Annotated in this window: 21 protein-coding genes and 3 pseudogenes; 6 read left to right on the forward strand and 18 right to left on the reverse strand. The window is 68.5% G+C overall.

Annotation, left to right across the window (positions count from 1 at the left end; translation table 11 throughout):
- Positions 1-239 precede the first annotated feature (239 nt).
- The 7 genes from Vqi01_RS27270 to Vqi01_RS27300 all read right to left on the reverse strand — a co-directional run bounded on the left by Vqi01_RS27270 (position 240) and on the right by Vqi01_RS27300 (position 9667).
- Positions 240-524, reverse strand: coding sequence for a hypothetical protein (locus Vqi01_RS27270; RefSeq protein WP_204038004.1), 285 nt, complete (start codon positions 522-524; stop codon positions 240-242).
- A gap of 31 nt (positions 525-555) precedes the next feature.
- On the reverse strand, positions 556-915 hold the full coding sequence (locus tag Vqi01_RS27275; RefSeq protein WP_204038005.1) for a hypothetical protein: 360 nt from the start codon (positions 913-915) through the stop codon (positions 556-558).
- A gap of 345 nt (positions 916-1260) precedes the next feature.
- A complete protein-coding gene (locus tag Vqi01_RS27280) occupies positions 1261-4029 on the reverse strand; it encodes a CBM35 domain-containing protein (RefSeq protein ID WP_204038006.1) in 2769 nt (922 codons plus the stop codon).
- Positions 4030-4122: 93 nt separating this feature from the next.
- The gene (locus Vqi01_RS27285) at positions 4123-6261 is read right to left on the reverse strand and encodes a glycoside hydrolase family 36 protein (RefSeq protein ID WP_204038007.1); all 2139 of its coding nucleotides are present in this window, start codon (positions 6259-6261) and stop codon (positions 4123-4125) included.
- Positions 6262-6373: 112 nt separating this feature from the next.
- Positions 6374-7717 carry an ABC transporter substrate-binding protein gene (locus Vqi01_RS27290; protein WP_204038008.1) on the reverse strand — a complete coding sequence of 448 codons (1344 nt, stop codon included), beginning with the start codon at positions 7715-7717 and terminating at the stop codon, positions 6374-6376.
- A 74-nt stretch (positions 7718-7791) separates the two neighbouring features.
- A complete protein-coding gene (locus Vqi01_RS27295) occupies positions 7792-8742 on the reverse strand; it encodes a carbohydrate ABC transporter permease (protein ID WP_239098706.1) in 951 nt (316 codons plus the stop codon).
- A gap of 13 nt (positions 8743-8755) precedes the next feature.
- Entirely contained in the window at positions 8756-9667 is a 912-nt protein-coding gene (locus tag Vqi01_RS27300) for a carbohydrate ABC transporter permease (RefSeq protein WP_239098707.1), read from the reverse strand.
- Positions 9668-9928: 261 nt separating this feature from the next.
- Between Vqi01_RS27300 and Vqi01_RS27305 the strand changes: the two genes are divergently transcribed.
- Both Vqi01_RS27305 and Vqi01_RS31850 read left to right on the forward strand, forming a co-directional pair.
- The gene (locus tag Vqi01_RS27305) at positions 9929-10951 is read left to right on the forward strand and encodes a LacI family DNA-binding transcriptional regulator (RefSeq protein ID WP_204038009.1); all 1023 of its coding nucleotides are present in this window, start codon (positions 9929-9931) and stop codon (positions 10949-10951) included.
- A 205-nt stretch (positions 10952-11156) separates the two neighbouring features.
- Positions 11157-11375, forward strand: a pseudogene (locus tag Vqi01_RS31850) (hypothetical protein); the annotation flags it as partial.
- Positions 11376-11400: 25 nt separating this feature from the next.
- On the opposite strand, the pseudogene Vqi01_RS27310 reads toward Vqi01_RS31850, so the two are convergent.
- A pseudogene (locus tag Vqi01_RS27310) lies at positions 11401-11490 on the reverse strand (ADP-ribosylation/crystallin J1); the annotation flags it as partial.
- 269 nt (positions 11491-11759) lie between these two features.
- Here Vqi01_RS27310 and Vqi01_RS27315 point away from each other — a divergent pair.
- The 4 genes from Vqi01_RS27315 to Vqi01_RS27330 all read left to right on the forward strand — a co-directional run bounded on the left by Vqi01_RS27315 (position 11760) and on the right by Vqi01_RS27330 (position 14266).
- Positions 11760-12605 carry an SMP-30/gluconolactonase/LRE family protein gene (locus Vqi01_RS27315; protein ID WP_204038010.1) on the forward strand — a complete coding sequence of 282 codons (846 nt, stop codon included), beginning with the start codon at positions 11760-11762 and terminating at the stop codon, positions 12603-12605.
- Positions 12606-12908: 303 nt separating this feature from the next.
- The gene (locus Vqi01_RS27320) at positions 12909-13265 is read left to right on the forward strand and encodes a hypothetical protein (RefSeq protein ID WP_204038011.1); all 357 of its coding nucleotides are present in this window, start codon (positions 12909-12911) and stop codon (positions 13263-13265) included.
- Positions 13266-13437: 172 nt separating this feature from the next.
- Positions 13438-13935 carry a metallophosphoesterase family protein gene (locus Vqi01_RS27325; protein ID WP_204038012.1) on the forward strand — a complete coding sequence of 166 codons (498 nt, stop codon included), beginning with the start codon at positions 13438-13440 and terminating at the stop codon, positions 13933-13935.
- A 40-nt stretch (positions 13936-13975) separates the two neighbouring features.
- Entirely contained in the window at positions 13976-14266 is a 291-nt protein-coding gene (locus Vqi01_RS27330) for a DUF427 domain-containing protein (RefSeq protein ID WP_204038013.1), read from the forward strand.
- Here the strand turns inward: Vqi01_RS27330 and Vqi01_RS31710 are convergent.
- The 10 genes and pseudogenes from Vqi01_RS31710 to Vqi01_RS27375 all read right to left on the reverse strand — a co-directional run.
- Positions 14252-14343: pseudogene (locus Vqi01_RS31710) on the reverse strand (IS5/IS1182 family transposase); the annotation flags it as partial. The gene Vqi01_RS27330 and the pseudogene Vqi01_RS31710 sit on opposite strands and share 15 nt — an antisense overlap.
- Before the next feature lie 125 nt (positions 14344-14468).
- On the reverse strand, positions 14469-15191 hold the full coding sequence (locus tag Vqi01_RS27335; protein ID WP_204038014.1) for a FadR/GntR family transcriptional regulator: 723 nt from the start codon (positions 15189-15191) through the stop codon (positions 14469-14471).
- Positions 15188-16006 (reverse strand): carbohydrate ABC transporter permease, encoded by an 819-nt coding sequence (locus tag Vqi01_RS27340; protein WP_204038015.1) that lies wholly within the window; start codon positions 16004-16006, stop codon positions 15188-15190. The genes Vqi01_RS27335 and Vqi01_RS27340 overlap by 4 nt, the downstream gene beginning before the upstream one ends.
- Positions 16006-16971, reverse strand: coding sequence for a carbohydrate ABC transporter permease (locus tag Vqi01_RS27345; protein WP_204038016.1), 966 nt, complete (start codon positions 16969-16971; stop codon positions 16006-16008). The genes Vqi01_RS27340 and Vqi01_RS27345 overlap by 1 nt, the downstream gene beginning before the upstream one ends.
- A gap of 4 nt (positions 16972-16975) precedes the next feature.
- On the reverse strand, positions 16976-18337 hold the full coding sequence (locus Vqi01_RS27350; RefSeq protein WP_204038017.1) for an extracellular solute-binding protein: 1362 nt from the start codon (positions 18335-18337) through the stop codon (positions 16976-16978).
- 37 nt (positions 18338-18374) lie between these two features.
- On the reverse strand, positions 18375-19427 hold the full coding sequence (locus Vqi01_RS27355; protein WP_204038018.1) for a zinc-binding dehydrogenase: 1053 nt from the start codon (positions 19425-19427) through the stop codon (positions 18375-18377).
- A 25-nt stretch (positions 19428-19452) separates the two neighbouring features.
- A complete protein-coding gene (locus tag Vqi01_RS27360) occupies positions 19453-20184 on the reverse strand; it encodes a DUF4432 family protein (protein ID WP_204038019.1) in 732 nt (243 codons plus the stop codon).
- 54 nt (positions 20185-20238) lie between these two features.
- A complete protein-coding gene (locus tag Vqi01_RS27365) occupies positions 20239-21012 on the reverse strand; it encodes an SDR family NAD(P)-dependent oxidoreductase (protein ID WP_204038020.1) in 774 nt (257 codons plus the stop codon).
- A 47-nt stretch (positions 21013-21059) separates the two neighbouring features.
- Positions 21060-21833 carry an N-acyl homoserine lactonase family protein gene (locus tag Vqi01_RS27370; protein WP_204038021.1) on the reverse strand — a complete coding sequence of 258 codons (774 nt, stop codon included), beginning with the start codon at positions 21831-21833 and terminating at the stop codon, positions 21060-21062.
- Positions 21834-21907: 74 nt separating this feature from the next.
- Positions 21908-23029, reverse strand: coding sequence for a mandelate racemase/muconate lactonizing enzyme family protein (locus tag Vqi01_RS27375; RefSeq protein ID WP_204038022.1), 1122 nt, complete (start codon positions 23027-23029; stop codon positions 21908-21910).
- Positions 23030-23421: the final 392 nt, after the last annotated feature.

Genomic DNA, 23421 nt, shown 5'->3' on the forward strand with positions numbered 1-23421 from the left:
CTAAAAGGAGTGTGCCGTCGTCCGCCACATGTGCCCCTGCGATCGTGGCGCCGTTCAGGGTGAGCGCAGCTGTGAGCCAGCTGGCATCGTCGGCAGCGGTGCCTTGAGTCCGGCTGACGGCCTCGATGCACCAATCCGTGTCGAGGTAGAGCCGACTTTTTGCGGCGGCGTCGGACGGTTGTCGCAGAAGTTAAGAAATGGCCATGCCTGGCGGAGGCCAACCTCCATGACGAAGCAGCCTACGAGTTGGTCGGGATCCACTTGTCTTCGCATTCGTCGCAACGCAACCATTGTGCGAGCTCACCCCACGGAGGTTGTCCGGGCACAAGAACCAGGAGCTGCCACGGATAGTCGCACAGGGCGTTGTCGTTACCACGTACCTGCAGGTGGCAGGTGGCTGTCGGCTTTTCCGGGGCGACCTCGTAGCGCAGCCGTGTCTGCACCTCTCCGAAAAACATCGTGAGGGCATGCCAACGCCGAAGTGGTGGCCACCCGAGGCGCTCGGTGGCGACGAGGTACGGCATGTTTCGCATTCTCGCAGGGCGGTCCAGAGACTTACTCTTCTGCCGCCGATGGAGCGCGCCTGAGGCTGGAGCGCCCGTCACTGCGCGTGATAACTATCAAGATCGCGCCATTCGTTCCCAGGTTTGGACGACTCACTCGCTGGCCCTTGCTAGTGCCTCGTCTTTGAACGTTGATCGTGTGGTACTTGGCCTGGAGGATGCCGTAGCCGTCCCGTGCTTCGGTAGGCGGCAGAGGATTCGGGTACTGCATCCGGCCCTCGAAGGTCGCTTCACGTCCATCGTCCCTGCCTTCTCCGAAGACAGAGACTGCGCCACCCAGCACCGCCACAGCCAGGGCTTGAGACAGTTCTTCAAACTCTTTCGGCCCCAGCGGGGTCAAGTCGAAGAGCACGCTGTCTCCCCTCAGACGTGGGCGGCCCACGCCAGGTGGGCTGGACGCGAGACGGCCACTACGTGATCGTCTGTGCGTTGCGGCCACAACATCAGATCTTGTGGTGGCCGCGTAGCCGCTGCTGGTGGGAGCGGGGGCTGGCCGGGGTGCGTGAAGACCCGCGGCAGCTGACCACCGGCCGGTTTGGTTGCCCGGACGCGGTCCTGGGTGGCCGACGAGACGGGTCCAACCCTCGGCAGGCGACACCGCGTTGCTGCACATGGCGACGATCCCGATCGTCCGCTACCGCTACCGCGGTGGATCTCGGCCGATGGCCAAGATCCACCGCGGGACATCGCCCGAGGATCAGTGGACCCTGATCGGAGCGAGGTCGAACCGGTCGAGGTTCGGCGCCCACTGGCTGTCCAGCGTGGGCATGCAGGGCGTGGGGCACCCCTGGGCGGTGGCCCCGATGGCCGGGTCGTTGTACATGGTGATGGTGTTGGTTCCGGCCTTGAGGGTTACCGGCACGCCGCGCGCCCACCAGTTACCCCAGGACCAGGTGTTCTTGAACCAGTACCGGGTGGAGTCCCCACCGTTGACGACGAGGTCGACCGGCCGGGAGATGATGTCGGCGTTGTAGACGTGGCCGGTCTTCCGCTCGTCGTTGGCGTAGTGCACGACGAGCATGTAGTCCCCGGCCGTGTCCACGTCGACCTCGAAGGACAGCCGGTTCTGTGGTCCTTGGCCGATCCAGCCGACGTACTGTCCACCCGAGGCGTACCCATGGCTCTCCACCCTGGCCGAGCCGCTCAGAGTGGTCGACTCGGCCTCCACCGTTCGCACGCTCGGCGCGTTCGAGGCTCGGGTGACGCTGAGCCGGTCGAGGCGTACCGGGGTGTTGCCGGCGGGCTCCACGGTCACCCGGTTCACCCCAGCGGAGAGGAAGAGGCGGTGCCGGTCGGTCTTGAAGAACGTGCCACCTCCGGGGTTGGCTCGGAGCACGGCGCCGTCGACCGGGCGCCGGTCGAGCCCGATGTTCGCGGTGACCGACCCAGGCCGTCCCGGGCTGTTGTGCCGGAACTCCAGGTCGTAGTAGCCGTCTTCCTCGGCGTACACCGAGAACATCGCCTCGCCACCGCGTTTGAGGGTGAGGTGCCCCGCCCCCGACTGCTGTTTGTGGTCGTACTCGTAGGTCACGTCGCCCTTGGTCTGCGACCGCTCGGCCTCGTAGTCGCGGGTGACGATCTCGCCGGAGCGCCGCTCCAGGTCGATCCGGTCCAGCGTCGCCTGGGCGACCGCCGTACCCAACTCGGGGTGGGACTTGGCCAGCCGGATCTGGTTCGCCCCCGCCCGGAGCTGGATCACCACGTCCTTGCGGGTCCGCCACTGGAAGTTCAGCGTGGCCTGGTAGTCGACGAACTGGGCCTGGCCACCATTGACGGAGAGCGCCTGCTGGGAGGGCTGACCGGTCTGGTTGCCGTAGAGGATGCTCAGCTTGTAGTCACCGGCCTCGGGCACCTCGACGTCGAAGGTGACCGCGCTGTTGTTCTGGGTGAGGTTGCCGACGTGCCGGCTGCCGGAGGCGGCGGCCGCGTTCCAGTTCGCCGGAGTGCCGAAGGTCTGCACCGTGCCGGCCGTGATGGTGGCGCTCTCCGCCTCGTACGAGGCGCGCCAGGGCAGGTCGACCGACTGGCGGGTGCCGGCACCGCCGGGCGACAGCACGATCTCGTACGCCGACATCAGGTCGATGTTCGGCGCGCCGTCGCCTTGGAATCCGAGGCCGCGGATCGGGATCACCAACGAGCCGTTCTTCGGGGTGAGGTCCTCGTCGCGGAGCACTACCGGCGGCGGGGCGTCGGAGTTCTGCCCGCTCCAGGTGGTCGCGGAGACCGTCACGTTGACCTTGCCGCCGAACAGCTTCCGGTCGATGTTGTCGATCACGACGTCGAAGTCGGTCGCCGTGCCACCACCGGCGATGATGCGGGCCTGACGACGGTTGTCGTCGATGGCGCCGATGGCTTCGAGCTTGTCGATGGTGGTGGCGGGCGGTGGGGTCACCTTGACGGTGTCGGATCCGCGCATGTCGGCGTACATCTTGTAGAACCACCAGCCGCCGCCGGGCTTGTTGGTCTCGACGACGTCCCCGCCGAGGAGCCCGGCCGCGGTCCAGTACGCCTTGCCGCCCGCGTCGACCTTGGCCTCCTCGAACATGGCGACGTACTGGAGGAGCTGACCGGGCACCGTCAGGTCCCGGTTGCCGCCGTACTCGTTGATGTTGATCGGGATCGGCGCGATGCCGCGCTCCCGCTCCAGCCTCCGGTAGGTCTCATAGTTGGTGCGGAAGTAGTTGCCGTGCTGCGGGTCCAGGCCGGTGGAGTCGAGCTGGTGCCAGGAGACGAAGTCCGGCAGTACGTCGTTGTCGCGGGCGAAGGTGAGGAAGTCACCGTAGAAGCGCTCCCGGAACAGCGCGTCGTTGGTGCCCATCACGCGGGCGCCCTCGTGGTGCTCACGGATGTACTCGACCACGGTCTTCCAGTGGCTGAGCAACGCGTCCCGACGCTGCTGGTACTGGACGGGGTTGCCGGTGGAGGTGCCGTACCAGATGAAGTCCGGCTCGTTGAACGGCACGTACACGATCCGGTCGGCGTGCGGATGCTTGGAGACCTGGTCGACCACCCAGACCAGCTTCTCCATGTAGTTGTCGAAGCAGACCTGGTTGCAGGGGATCACCCCGCCGACGTTCTCGTACGTCCACTGCGCATACATGTCCTGGACGTTGATCTGGATGTACTCGCCGCCGGTGCGGAAGAACGGCTCCGCCACGACCAGGGCGTCGCCGTTGGGGTGCTGGGCACCGGCGGGTGGCTTCTGGTTGACGGTAGTCAGCCGCAGCGGCTCCAGGGTGTTGTCGCTGGGCACGCCCTCGTCGCTGAGCCCGTACAGGGCGCCGCTGGCGGCACCGCGGAACTCACCGGTGCGCTCACCGAGGTCGACGACGAGCTGCTGGACGGCCGGCTGTTCCTGGGCCTGGGCGGGCACGGCCGCCGCCGATGCCGCGGCGACGAGGGCGAACGCGGTGACGAGCGCCGGTACGGCTTTCCGTGTCGGTAGTGGTGTGAGTGTTCTGGCCATGCTTCTCCTCCTGCTCTACGAGTGCTGGCCGGTGTGGTGGGGATGTGCGGTGTCGCGGTGCTGGTCGGCGGTGGCGACCGGGTGGGCCTCCAATCAGGTCTCGGGGGCGAGTGCGAACAGGCGGGCCGCCGGCGCGGCGTCGGCACTGACCACCGTCAGGTGACCCGGCTCGGGCTCCCAGCTCACGTGCCAGGAAGCAAGGTCGTGCGGGTATACGAGCCTCGGCCGGAGCTGACGTCCGGCCAGGTGGGGCAGGTGGATGGTGAGCTTCGGGTCGGCACCGGGGCGGCGCCACAGCGCGAGGTAGGTGGGCTGTTCGTCGCCGGTCGACGGGCGCAGCCCGAGAGTGATCCAGGGATCGGCCCAGCGGGGCAGGCCGGCGGGCCAGCACGGCACCGCCCTCGTGAGGTGGCCGCGGATGCTGCGGTAGGCGGCCAGTCCGTCGGCGACGAGCCGGCGCTGGTCGGGTGCCATCTGGTCCAGGTGGCCGGAAAGGTAGAGCCGTCCGACCATCCCGGTGACCAGGCAGAACGCGATGCCTTCCGGGCTCATGCCGGGTTGCGGGTACGCCCAGTTGGCGGCCTGCTCCGGCAGCACGCTCATCGGTGCCGCCGCGGCGATCGGTGGGTACCGTTCGGGGTTCTGCTGGTCGCTGGTGGACTGCAGTTGCAGCCGGGCGAGCATGGCGTAGTCCATCCGCATGGCACCGGAGGCACAGTTCTCGATGACCAGCCCGGGGTGTCGGTCGAGTACCCCGTCGAGCCAGGCGAGCAGGGCCCGGCCGTGGCCGAGCAGGCCGTCGCCCGGGCTGGTGGCGGCCAGGTCGGTGCCGGCGCCGGAGTCGATGTTGTAGTCGAGCTTGAAGTAGCCGATGCCGAAGTCGGCGACCAGCCGGTCCACCACCCCGTCGAGGTGAGCGACCGCAGCGGGGTGGCGAAGGTCCAGGTGGTAGCGCGCGTCCTCGACCAGCCGTTCGCCGTCGCGCTGGAAGAAGGCGTCCGCCGGCAGGTGGGCCGCCACCGGGCTGTCGACCCCGACCACCTCCGGCTCCAGCCACAGGCCGGGTACCATTCCGGCGGCGCGGATGCGCCCGATCACCTCGCCGAGGCCGTGGGTGAACCGGGTGGTCGACGGGATCCAGCCGCCCATCAGCTCGTGCCATCGGCTGGAGCGGCTGTCGTCGTGCCAGCCCGCGTCGATGCAGAAGTACTCGGCGCCGGCGGCGGCCGCCGCGTCGATCAGCGGGTTGAGGGCTTCACTGGTGGGCTCACCCATCAGCGTGTTCATGTAGTCGTTGAACACCACGGGCAGGGTCTCGCGGTCCGGGTGCGGGCGGACGATCTGCCGGCGGTACCGCGTAATCGCCGCCGCAGCCCCGTCCAGACCCTCGTCGGAGACCGCGATCCCCACCGGTACGGAGGTGAAGTGGGCGCCCGGCGCGAGAACGTGCCGCCACTGGTGGTCGGCGTCGTTGGGGCCGGTCGCCGCAAGGTAGAGCCCCGCCTGGCGCTCGCCGACCTCCCAGCGCCAGCTCCCGTTGTGCTCGATCTGCCAGCACCAGGCGCGGCCGGTGGGGCGGTGCACGAGCACCCCCACCGGCAGGGCGTGTTTGGTCGACCATGAGCCGGTGCTGGTCACCACGAAGGCATCGCGCGACCGGTGTCCGTGCAACGGCAGGTCCAGGTCGGGCAGGTCGAGCTCGCGTGCCGGTTGGCGGCGCCACCGGCTCTCGGCGAGCCAACTGGTCTGCGCCCAGTGCAGGTCGATGTCCTCGGTACCGGTGTCGGGCGGCAGGATCAGGTTGGTCACCAGGGAGCTGACCGCCCGCAGGGTCAGTGGATGGGGGGTGGGGTTGTGGACCACGGTCCAGGTCTGCAGTGCCGGCACCCCGACCGGAGTCCGGAACCACACCTCGACCCGCAGGCCGCTACCGGGATCGGTGGCGTCGACTCGCAGTAGCTGCCAGCCGTCCTCGACACTTTGGTGGTAGCCGTCGTAGCGCAGCCGCCGGCCCACCGCCGTGCCGGTCGAGCGGGCACCCGACCAGGCACGCCCGTGTCCACCTACCTGGATCTCGACCAGCGGGTGATGCTGTCCGACCTGGTGCACCTCAGCGTTGTCGACCGCGAGGTGCACCAGGCTCGGTGGGGCGTCGGACGGGATGGCGAGGATGACCGCGAGGGCGGAGTGTCCCCAGTGGAGGTATTCGTCGTCTCGGTGGGTCGTGCTCACACGTGCTCCTCAGCAGGGTCGACAGCGCGTTTCAAGGTCATCCGGTGAAAAGGTTTTCAGATTGTGAACAGATCAGTCCCGCGAGAACATCGGGTCCATGGGGTGCTGGTCCCTATCGGCCCATGATCGAGTCGACCTGCCGCTGCGCGGCGGTCAACGCCTCGGCGGCGGGACGGCGGCCGAGCAGGATCTCGTCGACGGCGGCACCGACCGCCTGGGTCACCTGGTCGAAGTTCACCGTGACCGGGTAGAGGAAGGTATTCTGCGATTCCAGGTAGGTGGTGTAGGCGCTGACATCCAGGCCGGCCTGCTCCCGGGCCCGCTCACCGATCTCCAGGGAGGCCGGGATGGCCGGGAACACGACAGCCTTCTCACCGACCACGTTCTGGCACTCGGCGGACGCCAGGTACTTCACCCACTGCCACGCCTCGTCCCGATGCGCGGTGTTGGCCGAGATCGCGTCGGCGAGACCGTTGTAGATGCTCCACCGGCCCTGCGGTCCGGTGGGCAGCGGCGCGAACCCCACATCGACACCGGAGATCCCGGTGAAGCTGCTGATCGCCCACGAACCGTTGATCGTCAACGCCACGTCGCCCGCCTCGAACAGCGAGACGTACCCGACGCCCTGTAGGTCGGCCAGCGGCGTCACGTAGCCGGCCTTGACCATCCGGGCGAACCAGTCGAGCGTCTGGGCCAACCTCGGGTCGTCGAACTGGTAGTCGGTGCCCCAGGGGTTGCCGTCGGCGAGCAGTTCAAAGCCAAGACTGCGGGCGAAGTTGCCCCAGCTGGTCTGACCGGATGCCGAGTTGGACGGGTTGTCGAAGCTGAGTCCGTACACGGCGACCTTGGTCGCGTCGAAGCCGGGCTCGTTGCCGCGTACGCCGTTCTCGTCGACGGTCAGCCGGGCGATGATGTCCTCGAAGGTGCCTCCGTCGGTGGGGTTCCAGGTGGCGTTCCAGACGTCCTCCCGGCTGAGGCCGGCATCCGCCAGCATGGCCGAGTCGTACGCCATGGCGATGGTGTCCCAGTCCTTTGGCAGCCCGTACCGCTTTCCGTCCTGGCCCACCCAGAGGTCGGCGAGCCCTGGGTAGTACTGCCCCAGGTCGACGTTGTCCCGCTCGACGTACTCGTTGATCGGCAGGATCACCTGGTTCTGCACGAACGACGGGTAGAACGCCAGGTGGTCGGTGAACACGTCGGGAGCCCGGCGAGCAGCGAACTGGGTGTTGAGGTTGCTCCAGTAGTCTTCCCACGCGTACTGGGTGATCTTGACATTGATGCCGGTCTGCTCGGTGAACGCGTTCGCGCACTCCTGGTACTGGGGGATCTGCCGGTCGTCCCAGAGCCAGTAGTCGAGTGACACGTTCTCGTCGTCACCTGTGCCGCTGCACGCGGCCACCAGCAGGATCGCGGCACTCATCGGTACCGCGATCCGCCGGCGCCAGCTGAGCTTCATCGTGGGCTCCTCTCGGAATTGAGTTTGCGCGTTACCCATCCCCCCGCGAGGTCGCCGCTTGCGGCGACCTCCTGTCACTTCAGGCCGGTGAATCTGATCGAATCGACGATCCTCCGGCCCATGGCCAGGAACAGCAGGATCACCGGTAGAGCGCCCAGCACCGTGGCCGCCATCAGTCCGGTCCAGTCCGGCGCCGCCTGGGGCTGTCCGGACCGGAAGGCCGACAGGCCCACGGTCAACACCCGTACGCTCGGGTCGCTGCCTGCGACGAGAGGCCACATGAACTCGTTCCAGGCCGACACGTACGACAGGATCGCGGCGGTGCTGAGCGGAGCCGCCATCACCGGTACACAGATCCGCAGAAAGATCCGGGGATGGCCGGCTCCGTCCATCCGGGCCGCGTCTTCCAACTCGCTGCTCATCCCGAGGAAGAACTGACGAAGGAAGAACACCATGAACGGCGTCATGAAGAAGTACGGCGCGACCAAACCGACGAACGTGTCCAGCAGGCCGACCTCGCTGAGCAGCACGAAGTTCGGGATCAGCAGGAAGATCGGCGGGACCATCAGCGTGGACAGGAACAGGTAGAACACCGCGTCCCGGCCGCGCCAGTGCAGCCGCGCGAACGCGTACGCGGCCATCGCGCAGCAGGCCACCTGCCCGACCGTGACCAGCGTGGCGAAGACGACGGAGTTACGTAGGTAGAGCCAGAACTGCAGCTCGGCGCCGGAGCCGCCGGCCGCCCGTACCTCCTCGGGGCTGGCCAGCCCGAGCACCCGCCGGAAGTTGACCCAGGTGGGCTCTGGCGGTAGCACGGACTGGTCGCCGGTGAACAGCGCTGAGTTGGTCGAGAAGGCGGTGCGCAGGATCCAGTAGAAGGGCAGCAACGTCCCCGCCAGCAGCAGGGCCAACACCGCCCAGGCGGCGATGCGGGACAGCCGGAACCGCAGCGGACGGCGCGGCCTGCGAGCCGGGCGGCGGGGCGCAGTCTGCCGGCCGGTTGGTGCGCTGGTCGTCGATGTCATCGCCAACCGCCCTTCACGCCAGGTCGGACCGGGAGCCACGCAGCCCCCGCATGATGAAGAAGGTGACTGCGGCCAACAGCACCGCCAGCACCGCCGACATGGCGGCCGCGTAGCCGGCATTGTTGAAGTTGAACGCGTGCCGGAAGATGTAGACGTAGATCACCAGGCTGGAGTTGGCGGGTCCGCCCGGTTGGCCTCCGATGCCGCCGGTGGCGACCTGCACCAGGTCGAACACCTGGAACGAGCCCACCACCGACAGCACCAGCACCAACGCCAGCACCGGACGTAGCAGCGGCAGGGTGACTCGCCAGAAGGTCCGCCACTCCCCCGCACCGTCCAGCGCCGCCGCCTCGTACAGGTGACGGGGGATCATCTGCAGGCCGGCGAAGATCAGGAGTGCGGTGTAGCCGACGAACCGCCAGGTGTTCACACCGGCCAGTGTCGGGATCACCTGGGCCGGAGAGCCAAGGAAGTCCTGGCCACCGATGCCCACCCAGTCCAACACGTGGTTCACCACGCCGAGCCGGGGGTCGAGCATCCACAGCCAGAGCAGGCCGACGACCACCTGGGGGATCAGCCACGGCAGGACCAGCACACCGCGTACCAGTGCTGACCGGGTAAGCCGGTCCATCATCACCGCCATCGCCAATGCGAGAGCGGTCTGCACGCCGATGTTCAGCACCACATACAGCGCGGTCACCCGCATCGAGTGCCAGAACAGCGGGTCGGCGACCAGGTCCTGGTAGTTCTGCAAACCGACCCAATCACCGGAGCCGCGCAGGAGGTTGTAGTCGGTGAAGCTCATCCACAGTGCACGGATCGTGGGCCAGAGGTAGAAGACGACGAAGCCGAACCCCGCAGGCAGGAGGAACATTGCCGCCACCGCGCCAGGATGGTGGCGCACCCGCTGCCAGCGCTCGCTCATGCCGGCGCTCCACTGGGCTCGGCGCCAGCGTGAGGCACCACCATACCGGGGCCTGGTTCGCTCGCTGTGCTCGCTCATCCGAGGACCCCCTCCTGATGCTCGCGGTGCCCCAGGTAAGTTCACGGCACACGGATGATAACGTTTTCATGCGATGCGAAAACGGATCGTAATCTATCCGCAATCCTTCGATGATCATCTACCTGGCACTCCGTTACGGCGCCGCTTCGGCAGGCGCCGTAACCCGACTACGATGTGTGTGACATGCCCAGATCCGTGAGCCGCACGCCCGCCATCACCGACGTCGCCAAGCTGGCCGGCGTCTCGGTGCCGACCGTGTCACGCGTGCTGACCGGCTCGGTGCCGGTCAGCACGGAACGCCGGGAACGGGTGCTGCGGGCGATCCAGGAGCTCGGATACCGGCCAAACGGTGCTGCCCGCGCCCTGATCAAGGGGCATCAATCGGTGATCGCGGTACTCGCCGGCGCCACCACCCGGTACGGCTACGCCCTCACCATCCAGGGCATCGAGGAGGCTGCCCGGCTGGCCGGCTACATCGTCATGATCACGGTCATCGAGGCCGACGACCCGGACACTGTCACCAAGACGATCGACCTCGCCCTGGCAAACCCCGTCGCCGGAGTCATCGTGCTGAAGTTCGACCCGGCGGGCATCGCGGCGGTACGCGCCATGCCGCCGGGAGTCCCGGTCGTGGCCGTCGCCGGCAGCCGGGGCTCCGGCGTCCCCCACGTCGTTCTCGACGACACCACCGCCGCCATGACCGCCACGGACTACCTTCTCCAACTCGGCCACCGCACCGTCCATCACATCGCGGTGCCGCTGGCCGGGCGCCGCAGCGGCCGCTCCGCCGGCTGGCGCAAGGCCCTCGAGCGCGCCAGCGCAGAAATACCCCAGCTGATGGAGGCCGGTTGGGACCCCCACCAGGCATACGAGATCGGCCTCACCCTCGCCGAGCGCGACGACGTCACCGCAGTGCTATGCGGCAACGACGAACTGGCCATCGGCCTGCTGCGCGCCCTGCATGAGAAGGGGCGCCGGGTCCCCGAGGAGATCAGTGTCGTCGGGTTCGACGGACACCCGCTCGGCGCGCTGTGGAGCCCGGCCCTGACGACCGTGCGACAGGACTTCGTGGATGTCGGGCGACGAGCCTTCCGTGAGGTGGTGGCCATGATCGGGAAGGAACAGCCACCCCAGAACTCCTCCGGCACCCCCCAGCTGGTGATCAGGGAGAGCAGCGGCCCGCCGCCGGAGACCAGGCGACGCTGACGGCGTACCGCCCACATCACCGCCCGTCCCGCGCGAGCATCAGGGCGTGGCGCGCCGCTGCGCTGCGGGCGCCCGCCAGCGGCGTCCGGCTCCGGGCCAGATGGAACGGCTGGACCGCTCACGTCCACCCGGCCGACACGGGGACCGGACCACGGCATCAAGGGGAACATTCTGGCCGCGATCGCCGCCGCTGCCCTCGGCGTGCATGAGGCCTTCCGGCGCGATCCGGAACCGCCCGGGCGGCGACGCCGGCTGGCGCACCATCACGGTGAACCTGTGGCAGCCGGGGAGCAGCGCTGACGGGCCCGGACTGACCCACACCCCGGCAGACTGGTGGATCGTCGGCCTCGGTCACCTCGGCCAGGCCTACGCCTGGGTGATGTCCTGGCTCACCTACGCCGACCCGCCCCAGGTTGAGATCGTCCTGCAAGACGTACCAGAGGACCTCACCGCAGCGGCCACGCCTTCCAACCGGAGGCGCGCCCGAGGTCGAGCCCCTCGGGGCCGGTCGGCCGCCACAGCGTCCTCGTCTCGCTCACCGCAGTCTCCTTCTTGGTCGAGGCAGGTTATCGGGGGTTCCGGGCAGAGGCGAGCGCTTTCCGTTCGGCCAAAGGCACGCCTGTCCGGTGAATCCGCCGTACCTGCCGTCACTTGCTGGAGCAACCGCAGGCGTTCGCGCCGCGCTCACCCAGGAACGCATTGAGGGCGATCACCGCCGTCGCGCCTGTCGTCTTTTATTTCTCGGCGACGAGGAAATCCCCTAGTCTGGCGGTAAGCGGTGCCGGTCATACCCAAAGGGGCAGTTGTCATGCGAGTTGAGCAGGTGACGGCCCCGGTGGCCTACCACGGCGAGGGGCCGGTGTGGTCGCCCCGGTGGGGCGGCCTGCGCTGGCTCGACATGCTGGCCGGTGACGTGCTGTCCCTCGACGGCGACGGGAACGTCTCGCGCAGTCACGTGGGTCCCGTTGCCGCGGCGCTGCGCCCGCGCCGGAACGGTGGCGCGGTGATCGGGATTGAGCGAGGGTTCCTGCTGGAGGACCCAGACGGCTCCCGCACACCACTGCCCGAACTCTGGTCGAGCGACGACGTGCGGATGAACGAGGGCGGCTGCGACCCGGACGGCCGGTTCTACTGCGGTTCGATGGCCTACGACCAACGGTCGGGCGCCGCCAGCCTGTACCGGCTCGACGCCGATCTCACCGTCGCGGTCGTGCTTTCCGGCGTCACCGTCTCCAACGGGCTCGAGTGGAGCCCCGACGGCTCTCGCGCCTACTACAACGACACCGCCACACACCGGATCAGCGTGTTCGACTACGACCGCGAGTCAGGCCTGACCGATCGGCGTACGTTCGTCGAGATCCCCGACGGTGGCCAACCCGACGGCCTGACCGTCGACGTCGAGGGCGGGGTGTGGACGGCGATCGTCAACGGCGGCGCCGTGCACCGGTACACGCCCGACGGTCGTCTCGACGAAGTGCTGACGGTGCCCGCCCGCAAGGTCACCGCCTGTACCTTCGGTGGAGCGAAGCTGGACGAGTTGTTCATCACCACCTCACGGGAGGGCCTGCCGGAGGGGGCGGACCCGCTGGCCGGCGCGCTGTTTCGGGCCAGCCCGCAGATCGCTGGCCGGCCGGTACGCGAGTTCGCCGGATAATCGGACGCCTCGTCGTCTTCGGCGCGACCGGTGACCTCACCGGCCGGTTCCTCCTGCCCGCCCTGGCACCGTAATCCGCCGCCGGCCGGCTGCCGCACGACTTCACGATGACGGGGGCGGCCCGGCAGCAGTGGACGACGACACCTACCGCGCAGACGCGGGCAAGCAGTTACGCCAGCATGGCGGGGACGTGGCGGACGATGTGCGGGCAGCGCTGGTGGATCGGCTGCGCTGGTAGCGTGCCAGAACTCCTCGCACACAGTGTGAGCTGCTGCTTCGCGGCAGTGACGCAGGATGGCAGGGATGCCGGTTCGACTGCTGTACCTGAGTGCGGTGCAGGTGTTCGGCTGGTTGTCGCAGGCCACGCGCGGCGAGTCCGCAATGTTCGCCGAGCTGCTGGTGCTGCGCCACGAGGTGGCGGTGCTACGCCGTCAGGTCGGTCGGCCGCACCTGTCCTGGCCAGAGCGGGCGGTGTTCTCCGCGCTGGTCCGGGCCCTGCCACGGGACCTGTGGAGGCGTCGGATCGCCACCCCGGCCACCCTGCTGGCCTGGCACCGCCGGCTGGTCCGCCGGCACTGGACTTCCAACGTCGCTGCCTGCGCCTGCTCGAACAGGCAGGAGAGGACGGTGGGGCCGAGCCGTCCCACCTGGCCTACCTGACCGATGTCGTCGGCCCGCATGGAGAAGTGCACCTCCCGAGCATGCACCCCAGCTGGGTTTCTCACCTGCTCAGGTCTTCAGTAGGTCACGATCCCGCGGCGGGTCGCGCTTACCGGGCGGCGGGCTGACCCGGCTGGCCTAGCCGGGGCCGGGGCGAGGTTAGGCTGACCGTGTGCGGTTGGTCATCATGGCGGACACTCACCTGCCGAAACGTGCCCGTGACCTGCCGTCCGGGCTGTGGTCTGCCGTCGATGCCGCCGACCTTGTCATCCATGCCGGCGACTGGGTCAGCGTGTCGTTGCTCGACGAGTTGGAGCGGCGCAGCGCCCGGCTGATCGGCGTCTACGGCAACAACGACGGTCCCGACCTGCGTGCCCGGCTGCCGGAGATCGCCTTCGCGGACGTGGCCGGACTGCGCATCGCGGTGGTGCACGAGACCGGCCCGGCCAGCGGCCGGGAGCGGCGGTGCGCGGCCCGGTTTCCCGGCTGTGACCTGCTCGTGTTCGGGCACTCCCACATTCCCTGGGACAGCGAGGCGCCCGGTGGTCTGCGGCTACTCAATCCCGGCTCGCCGACCGACCGGCGCCGCCAGCCGCACGCGACGTACCTCACCGCCGAACTGACCGGCGGTCGACTCGACGCCGTCACGCTGCACGAGGTGGCGCGATAGCGACGGCCGGGCGGACACGGGCCGGCATAGTCTGGGGAGCATGCCGAAAGCAATCTGGAACGACCTGGCCATCGCCGAGAGCCGGGACACCGTCGTGGTCGAGGGGAACCACTACTTCCCCCGCGCCGCGCTCCGCGACGACCTGCTGCAGGACTCCGACACCCACACAGTCTGCCCGTGGAAGGGCACCGCGTCGTACTACACGTTGGAGCACGACGGCCAGACCAGCGTAGACGCGGTCTGGTACTACCCGGAACCGCTACCCGACGCCGAGATGGTCCGGGACCGGGTCGCGTTCTGGAAGGACGTCAAGGTCGTCGGACAGAACTGACCCCTGCACGGGTGTGCCGTCGTCATGAACCTGCGCCGCCGCGAGGATCCGATCCCCGTGCCGTCGGCGGTCCACCGGGCGCAGCCGGCAGGACCCGCCCTAGTCAGGTCTGCCGTACGGCCCGACATTCACCTTCGGTAACTGTGGTTCGGGAATGCCGCGGGGCCATGCGTCAAGGCCCTTATCGCCACCGCAGCTGTCGTCAGCCGCTGCCGTCCTGAAGGCGTTGGACGATGTTCGCCTCCACTTCGCGGATGTGGTTCACCGCTGCGGCCTTCGCGTCGCGGACCCGCCGGCCGATGACTGCGTCGACGATCCGGCAGTGGCCCTCGTGAGCGATGGCACGGCGGCCGGGCAGCGCGATCACGCGGTGCGAGTAGATCGTGAAGAGCGGTTGCAGGCTCTCGGCAAGGCGCAGCAGCAGCAGGTTGTTCGTCGCCTTGGCGATCGCCTTGTGCAGTTCCCCGTCCAGTTCGATGAACTCGGCGTCGGAGAGCGCGGGGTCGGCCGAGCGTTCGATGAGGTCGCGCAACTCGGCGGCGGCTGCGGGGGTGATGCGTTGGGCGGCCAGGCCCGCGGCGTCCCGTTCGAGGCTCAACCGCACCTCGAACAGATCCGGGATGGTGTAGTCGTCGATCAGCAGCATGTCGGCCAGGCCTTGGCGGCGCTTGGTCTTGCTGACCACGAAGACACCGACTCCGTGGTCGGTGCGGAGCAGACCACCGGCCTCGACCATGCGCAGCGCTTCACGCATCGAACTGCGCCCCACGCCGAACTGCTCGGAGAGCACACGCTCTGAAGGCAGCTTGTCACCCGGTTCGTACTCACCCTCGGTGATCAGGCGTTCCAGTTGAGCGGCGACCGAGTCGGCGACCTTGAGCCGGCGGACCGGTTCGATGCGCTTGATCTGCCGGTCGCTACTCACTCCTTCACCGCACCCATGGTCAGGCCGGTGACCAGTTGCCGTTGGAAGAACCCGACCACCAACGCGGTGGGCACCAGGACGGCGCAGGATGCCGCCGCGAGTTGCCCGAGATCAAGGGACTGAAAACCGACATATTGGTACAGGGCGAGAGGCGACGTGCGGGCGTCCACGTCGGTGAGGATAAGCGACAGGAAGAACTCGTTCCACGACAGTAGGAAGGCGATGCTGCCGGCACCGACGATGCCCGGCATGCTGAGCGGCAGCAGCACGCGGCGGAAGGCGCTGGCGTAGGAGCAGCCATCGAGCAGGGCGGACTCCAACAGCGCCGGCGGCAGGCCACGGAACGTCTCGATCAGGATCCAGGACACCACCCCGACCACCAGCACGACGTGGGCCAGGGTTACGCCGACGAGGGTGTCCTGTAGACCCGCCACGCGGAACATCAGGAAGAAGGGCAGCGCGACGGCGATAGGCGGCGCCATCCGGCTGGTCAGGACCCAGAACTCGTAACGCGCCGTGTCGGTCGTCGCTAGTTGCCCGAGCGCGTATCCGGCCAGGACACCGCAGGCGACGGCGATGGTGGTCGCACCGAGCGCCACCACGAAGCTGTTCAGCAGGCTCGCCTGAAGATCCGGCGAGGCGAGTGCGGTCGTGTAGGCGCTGAGGTCGAGTTGTGGCAGCCAGCGCGGCGGAATCTTCGACACCTCGGTGGGTGCCTTGAACGAGGTGGTCAGCAGCCAGTAGATCGGGAAAAGCGACCAGACCAGGAAGACGAACAGCACGATCCGGGCCACCCAACTTCGCTTACCGGGCATCAGCGTGCCTCCTCCTTGCTTGGTCGTAGCCACCGCAACAGCAGTCGTGCGAGCAGGATCGCCACCAGCAACAGCAGCATCGCGGCCGCGCTGGCCCGCCCGAAGTTGAGGAACGAGATGCCCTCGCGGAAGGCGAAGTAGTTGAGGGTGGTCGTGCTGGTGCCGGGGCCGCCCCCGGTCAGCACCTGAATGCTGTCGAACGTCTTGAGTGCGTCGATTCCCCGGAACAGCAGAGCCACCAGCACGAACGGGCGCAGCAGCGGGAACGTCACGTGCCAGAAGGTGCTCCAGGAGCCAGAGCCGTCCACCGAGGCCGCCTCGTACACGTCCGCTGGGATCGCGGACATGCCCCCGACCAGAATGACCAGTACGAACGGCGTCCACTGCCAGGTGTCGACGATGATCAGGCTCAGCAGCGGCATGCCCGCATCGGCGCCCCAGTCCGGCTGGGGCAGGCCGAGAACCCCCAGCACGTAGTTGATCAACCCGAACGAGGAGTTGAACATCAGCCGCCAGTTGAACAGGCTGGCCACCGGCGCCGCCGCGAGCGGCAGCAGGAACAGCGCCCGCAGCAGCGGGGCGCCCCGGGTGACCCGGGTCAACGCGACCGCGACCGCCATCGCCACGACGAACTCGATCGCCACCGCGGACACCGTGAAGACGGCGGTGACCCGGACGGCGGACCAGAACTCCCTGCTGCCGACCAGTTCCGCGTAGTTCGACAGTCCGACGAACCGGAGGCTTGCCTCGGTGGGCGCCATGTTGGTGAAGCTCAGGACGAGGGTGTAGACGAACGGCACCACGGTGAGCGCGACCAGCAGAGCCGTGAGCGGCAGGAGGAACAGCCGGCGAGTGCGCGCCCGCGCCAGCGCGCCGGCGGTGACGGCGCGGCCGGCGGCCGGCGGCCGGGAGCTGGAACGCTTGCCCCCGGACCGCCGCCGTTCCCGTAGTGTCGAGTCGGACATCGGGCTACTGCACCGCCGCGATCGCCAGCCGCTGTGCCGCCTGCAGCGCCGCCTGGGGGCTGCTCTGGCCCGCCACCACGCCGTTGACGGCGCGAGCGAGGGCATCCGAGATCTCCGGCCACTTGGCGTGCTTCCAGGCCAGCGCCATTGGCTCGGAGTCGGCCTCCTGCAAGGAGGAGAGCACCCGGTCAACGTTTTCGGTGCCGAGCCGCTGCCGGATGCTCTCGTCCTGCCAGGCACTAGACCGCGACGGCGAGGTGCCGGCCGCGCCGGCGGCCGCCGCCATAGGCTTGCTGGTCGCCCACTGCAGGAAGAGCCAGGCCGCCTTCTTCTGCTGGCTCTTGGCGTTGATTCCGGCGGTCCAGAACCAGAAGTTGGGCACGCTCCGGCTGTCCTTGCTCGGGAACGGGTAGGCGGAGGCCTTGTCAGCGATCACTGAGTTGGTCGCGTCGCGCAGCCCGCCGAGGAAGGTAGAGGTGTCCGACCACATACCCAGACGGCCCTGGGACATCGCCTGGTTGTTCTCCAACCAGCCCCACCCGGTGACGCCCCTGGGCCCGTACTCGCGCAGCAGTTGCGCGTAGAAGGTCAGCGCCGCCACGTTCGGTGCGGAGTCCAACGCCGGTCGACCCTGTGGGTCGATGAGGTAGCCGCCCTCGGTGAAGACGAATCCGGCGTAGGGCCAGGGTGCCTCACTGGGATTGGCGACCGCGCGCAGGCCGATCCCAGCGGTGTCGCCGTTGTTGGCCGCGCGGGCGGCGGCGAGCAGTTCGTCGAAGGTGGTGGGGCCGGACGGCACGAGGTCATCGCGGGTGTAGACCACCTGGATCTCGGTGGTGATCGGCATGACGTGTGTGGTGCCGTCGCTCTGCGCGAACGACCGCGCCGCCGGAAAGACGTCGTCGGCGTAGGCGTACCAGGCCGGGTTGGTGAGCTGTGGGTCGGACAGGTAGGCATCCAGTGGTTCCAGCCAGCCTGAACTGACCGCCTGGCCCACCTGGTAGACGAGGAAGACGTCCGGCGTCGGGGAGCCGCCGGCCAGCGTCACGGCAATCTTCGAGACGTACTGCGCCTCGCCAAGCACCTGCGGCTTGACGCGGATGCCGGTCAGCTCGGTGAACTCCTGCAGGTGCGGCTGGAGCGCGTCCACCCACGGATGGCTCATCGCGCCAAAGGTGATCTCGGTGCCGGAGAACTGCTTCCAGTCGATACCGGCGTCGCTGAAGTCACCGTCCAGGGTGGTGGTGTTGGTGCCGGTGCCGGAGCGCGATCCGTCGCCGCAGGCGCTGAGCAGCGCGCCCGCGCCTAGGGCGAGGCCACCGCGCAGCAGGGCGCGCCGGCTCATGGAGGGGCGGAAGGTAGCCATGTCATCCTCTCGGAGAAGGTTGGTGGTGGTCGATGTGTCAGCGCCAGACGACCATGCTCTTGCCGAGTGATCCGGCGTCGAAGTCGCGCCAGGCTTGCGGGGCGTCGGCGAGGTCGTATTCGTGGAGGATCAGCGGCTGCACGCAGTAGCCGCGGCGGGCGACGTCATGCAGCATTTGCTGCAGGTCCGGGGTGGAATAGACCCAGGCACCCAGCACGGTCAACTGCTTCTGGATGATCTGCGCGCCGATGTCCAGGGTGGTGGCGTCGTCGCCGAAGCCGACGAACACCACGCGCCCCCAGGTCCGGGCGGCGTCCAGGGCCGCCGAACGACCCGCGGACACCCCGGAGGCGTCGATGACCAGGTCCGCACCCTGCCCGCCGTTGTGCTCCTGGACGGCCTCACCGACGGTCGTGGTGGTGGGGTCGATGGCGACGTCCACGCCGTGGCTCAGCGCGAACTCACGCCGCTCGGCGACCGGGTCGACGCCGATGACCCACGCTCCGGCCTGCTTGGCAAAGTAGGCTGCGGCGACGCCGACCGGGCCCAGGCCGACGATGGTGACGGTCTCGGAGGGCCCGAGCTGGCCACGACGCAGCGCCCAGTAGCCGGTGCCGGCCCCGCAGGCGTAGAAGGCGCCTTCGGCGAACGAGATCGACGGCGGCAGGATCGCGCAGTCCTTCGCCTCGGCGAGCATGAAGTCGGCCATGGCGCCGTGCCGGTCGAAGCCGTAGGTGGTCTTGTCGGGGCAGTCGATGTCCCAGCCCCGGCGGCAGGACAGGCACACGCCGCAGCCGGAAAGGTGGGCCACCGCCACTCGATCGCCCGGCCGGAGGTGCGTCACACCCGAGCCGACCTCGGTCACCACGCCGGCCGGCTCGTGGCTGCCGACGATGTCCGGGTCGATAGAGAGGCCCTTCATGATTTCTTGGCGTCGCTCGGCGGCCGGCACCCGGTAGAGCATGTGGATGTCACTGCCGCACAAGCCGGCGGCCTTGACCTCAATCACTACCTGGCCAGGGCCGGGCGTCGGCTTGTCCAGCTCGACTATGCGGGCTTGACGGTCGCCGGGAAGAAGTACTGCGCGCACGAGAATGCTCCGTTCTGCTCGGTCCTCAGCGGACCGGGACGAGTGGTTCGACGACGACGGTCAGGGAGGTGGTCCGCTCCTCCCCAGGTGCGAGGAACGGCGCGCGTCCCTCGGCCCGGTCGGCGGCCCGGCCCCCGAGACCGCAGTTCGCGGGTTCGATCGACATGACATAGGACCGGGGCGTACGTCGCCGCCAGGTGTGCAGCCGTGGCAATGTCGAGCGGTCCCATGACACCCGCATCAGCAGCCCCACACCGGGCCCGGTGATCTGGAGTTCCGGGTTGGTCTCGGCGTCGGTGAGCACGCCGGCGATCTCCACCGCCGCCTCGCCGTCGGGCAGCCAGTACCGGCGGACCATCACGTCGAAGGCCGCCAGGTCGGTGAAGTTGCCGTGCTGGCCGTGCCCGTCGCTGGGGACTCCGACGTTGCGCAGCCCGCAGGTGGTCAGCAGGCCGCCGGACCAGCCGTCCAGCCAGCCCTGGTCAGCGTCTGACCGCCCCGGGCGGCAGTCGCCGACCGCGGACATCCAGGACACCGGGGTGCCGGCGTACCAGGCACCGCCGATGTCCATCCCCCGGTCGAGCAGAATGCTGACCGCGAGCCCGTTCAACGGCCGTACCGACACGGTCCTGCCACCGCGGGCGTCGCCATCGGCGATGGTGTCCCGCCGTACCTCCAGGAGCTGATCCGGCCGGGCGATCAGGCCGCTGTCGTACGCGGCCCGCGGCGAGAGATGAGTGCGGTGGTGCTCCGTCATCGTCCCCTCCCGAACGTGATGGCGGTGCGATCGATGGGCGGGTGGCCAGGAAGATCAGGACATGATCAGGCCGCCGGTGACGTTCAGGGCCTGCCCGGTCATCGCCGAGCTCTCCTCGCTGGCGAGAAAGACGGCGACGTTCGCGACCTCGTCCAGCTCGATGAAGCGACGCATCGGCGCGCCGGTACGCCAGTCCTCGGCGACCTGCTCGACGCTGCGCCCCTCGGCCCGGGCGTGCCCCTGCATGACCTCGTCGAGGTGGGGCGTCGCCACCGGGCCGGGGCAGATCGCGTTGACCCGAATGTTGGCGTCGACCAGTTCCAGGGCGGCGGTCTGGGTGAGCCCGAGCAAGCCCCACTTGGAGGAGACGTAGGCGCTACGGTTCGGCAGGCCACGCTTGGCCACATTGGACGCGATGTTGACAATTGCGCCGCGTCCGCGCGGGCGCATCAGCCGGGCGGCGGCCTGGATGCAGAGCATCGAGCCGGTGAGATTGATCTTCAGCGTACGCTCCCAGGCGGCCACGTCGAGGTCCTGGATCAGCGCGACGGGCGTACCGATGGCGGCGTTGTTGACCACGATGTCCAACGGGCCGAGCTGCCGCTCCGCCTCGGCGAACCCGGCGGCCACCGATTCCGGATCGGTGACGTCCAGCGACACCTGAGCGGCGGTGCCGCCGGCGGCTCGGATCTCCTTCTCCAGTTCGTCGGCGGGCTGGATGTCGGCGATCGCCACCGCAGCGCCCTCGCGGGCGTAGGCCCGCGCGATCGCGGCGCCGATTCCCTGGGCGCCACCGGTGATCAGCGCGACCCGTCCTGACAGACGCATGTGTGTTTCCCTCTCGTTCTCTGGTGGTGGCTCGTCGATGCCGGCGGTCAGTCGCCGATCCGCAGGCTGGGATGGCGGTCGCGGATCCGGATGTCGTGGGCGGGCAGCACGGTGGCGCCCAGCGCGCGGATCCGGCGCAGGGTCTCCACGTGCCGCAGCAGGTCGTAGTGGTTGCCGATCGGAATCAGCGACTCCACGTGCTCGTACAGGTAGACCTCGTCGCCTGGGATGACGACCGGCCCGGCGGTGGTGTCGGCGACGACGATCTGGTGTCCGGGGGTGTGCCCGCCGGTCCAGATGACCCGCAGGCCGGGCCGTACCTCGACCTCGCCGTCGACGAGGTCCACCCGGTCCCATGCCTCGTCGACCAGCCAGGCGAAGACCTCGCGTGGGTAGCTGTTGCGGGGCAGCACGACCCGGTTCTCGGGCAGCAGGACATGCTGGTACTCCCGCCGGTTGAGCACGATCCGGGCCCGGTTGAACAGCGGCGCGTTGACGTAGTGGTCGAAGTGCAGGTGGGTGATGATCAGGATGTCGATGTCGTCGGGCGTCAGGCCGTGCTCGGCGAGCGCCGCCACCGTCGTCCGGTGTGTGGTGAGTCCGAACTCCTCGCGCTGCTCCGGCGTCGTGTAATCCAGCGCGTTGTCGATTCCGGTGTCGACCAGAATCCGCTGCCCGCCGCCCTCAAGCAGGAAGAAGTTCATGGCGATCTTCACATGCTTGGGCGACGGGTACGCGTTGTCGTACATGACGGTTCCATGGGTCGCCCAGTCACCGTTGTTGAGGATGGTGACGGTGTACGTCCCTGCTGGCGCGCTCACGTGACTCCCCTCGTCGTACCTGTGTTCGTCGGCGACCCTGCCGGCCGCGTGCGTCGGGTGCACCGGGCCGTTCCTCAACCGAGCGCGAAGCGGTCGCGCGCGTCGGGGGCGAGTGCGACGCCCAGCCCCGGCCCGGTGGGCGCGTTCACCACGCCGCCGACGGCGGTGATGGGTTCCTGGAGCAGCCCGTCCCAGCCCGGCCCGCCATAGGCGTCGTACTCAACCAGCGGCGAGTTCGTGCAGGCGAGGATCAGGTGCAGCCCGGCGGCAAGACCGATACCAGTACCAGAGGAGCAGCCGATGTGCGGGACGCACTCGATGTTCCAGCCGCTGGCCATGTCGGCGACACGCTTGGCCTCACTGATTCCACCGACCGTGGTGCAGTCCGGCTGAAGAACGTCGAAGGTGTGGCGAGTGAGGGCATCGAGATACTCGAACCGGGTCAGCAGGCTCTCCCCGCCGGCAAGCCGGATACCTACCCGTTCCGCGAGCCAGGTGTGCTCGTCGATGTACTGGGTGAGGCTGTTGGTGCGAATCGGCTCTTCCAACCAGGAGACCCCGAGGTCTTCGAACTGGGCGGCCATCCGTAGCGCGGTCCGCCGGTCGTAGGCCATGTTCGCGTCGACCATTAGGTCGATCGCAGGACCCACCGCGGCCCGTACGTCGGCCACGATCCGCTGGTCCACCTCGACACCGAGCCCGACCCGCAGCTTGATGGCGGTGAAGCCGGCCTCGACCGCCCGGCGGGCCTCGGGAACCATCCGCTCCGGCGACTTGAGGCTCGGCGCGTAATACGCACGCACCTCCTGTTTCGCTGAGCCGAGCAGGCGATGCAGCGGCTGATCGGTGACCTTGCCCAGCAGATCCCAGAGGGCGATGTCGATCCCGCTGATCGCGTACGTCTCGACCCCGCGCCGCCCCCACAGATGCGTCGCCCGGTACATGAGTTCCCACAGGCCGGCGAGGTCCAGCGGGTCACGGCCGATCAACAGGGGTGCGAGCTGCTGGTTGATGATCGGACCGACGGTCGGGAAGTACTCGGCGGAGAAGCCTGCCTCGCCGAGGCCCACCAGCCCCTCGTCGGTCTCCACCTCGACGACGATCCCGCCCTTGGAGTGGACCACCATGGCGCCCCAGCGCAACGGCTCCTCCAGCCGGATCCCGAGCGGAAACGCCTCGACGCGGACGATCTTCAATGTCTGGCCTTTCGTCGCGACAGCAAGGACACCTCAGCAGGTGGCCTGGTTATCAGGTGGTCTGAACTCTGCTCGCCTTTGCTACCACTGTCAAGACCGAACTTTGCGACACCCTAAGATGACTATCCGTAACCAGAGGGATGGGCCGAAACGAATCATCCGAGGCCAGCGGCGCTAGCAACCGGCTCCGCGGATACCCCGCGTGACACCAGCGCCCAAGGGCGGCCGGCCGTCAGGCGGCCGCGGAGGTCGCCGATCTGGTCGAGCAGCGGGTCCCGTACAACACCCGATGGTCGTCCAGCGGCTTACGCCCCGGATAACGACTCCGTCGTGGGGACGGGGTGGCAGTAGCGGCGCGACACGCCCAACATCATTAAGTTAGGAGCTCTTAA

The organism is Micromonospora qiuiae, from assembly GCF_016863555.1.
GTDB lineage: Bacteria > Actinomycetota > Actinomycetes > Mycobacteriales > Micromonosporaceae > Micromonospora > Micromonospora qiuiae.

Coding starts and splice junctions, on each gene's coding strand:
- Vqi01_RS27270 (WP_204038004.1), bottom strand. CDS start 524: ATGCCGTACCTCGTCGCCACCGAGCGCCTCGGGTGGCCACCACTTCGG.
- Vqi01_RS27280 (WP_204038006.1), bottom strand. CDS start 4,029: ATGGCCAGAACACTCACACCACTACCGACACGGAAAGCCGTACCGGCG.
- Vqi01_RS27290 (WP_204038008.1), bottom strand. CDS start 7,717: ATGAAGCTCAGCTGGCGCCGGCGGATCGCGGTACCGATGAGTGCCGCG.
- Vqi01_RS27295 (WP_239098706.1), bottom strand. CDS start 8,742: ATGACATCGACGACCAGCGCACCAACCGGCCGGCAGACTGCGCCCCGC.
- Vqi01_RS27300 (WP_239098707.1), bottom strand. CDS start 9,667: ATGAGCGAGCGCTGGCAGCGGGTGCGCCACCATCCTGGCGCGGTGGCG.
- Vqi01_RS27305 (WP_204038009.1), top strand. CDS start 9,929: ATGCCCAGATCCGTGAGCCGCACGCCCGCCATCACCGACGTCGCCAAG.
- Vqi01_RS27315 (WP_204038010.1), top strand. CDS start 11,760: ATGCGAGTTGAGCAGGTGACGGCCCCGGTGGCCTACCACGGCGAGGGG.
- Vqi01_RS27320 (WP_204038011.1), top strand. CDS start 12,909: ATGCCGGTTCGACTGCTGTACCTGAGTGCGGTGCAGGTGTTCGGCTGG.
- Vqi01_RS27330 (WP_204038013.1), top strand. CDS start 13,976: ATGCCGAAAGCAATCTGGAACGACCTGGCCATCGCCGAGAGCCGGGAC.
- Vqi01_RS27340 (WP_204038015.1), bottom strand. CDS start 16,006: ATGCCCGGTAAGCGAAGTTGGGTGGCCCGGATCGTGCTGTTCGTCTTC.
- Vqi01_RS27345 (WP_204038016.1), bottom strand. CDS start 16,971: ATGTCCGACTCGACACTACGGGAACGGCGGCGGTCCGGGGGCAAGCGT.
- Vqi01_RS27350 (WP_204038017.1), bottom strand. CDS start 18,337: ATGGCTACCTTCCGCCCCTCCATGAGCCGGCGCGCCCTGCTGCGCGGT.
- Vqi01_RS27360 (WP_204038019.1), bottom strand. CDS start 20,184: ATGACGGAGCACCACCGCACTCATCTCTCGCCGCGGGCCGCGTACGAC.
- Vqi01_RS27365 (WP_204038020.1), bottom strand. CDS start 21,012: ATGCGTCTGTCAGGACGGGTCGCGCTGATCACCGGTGGCGCCCAGGGA.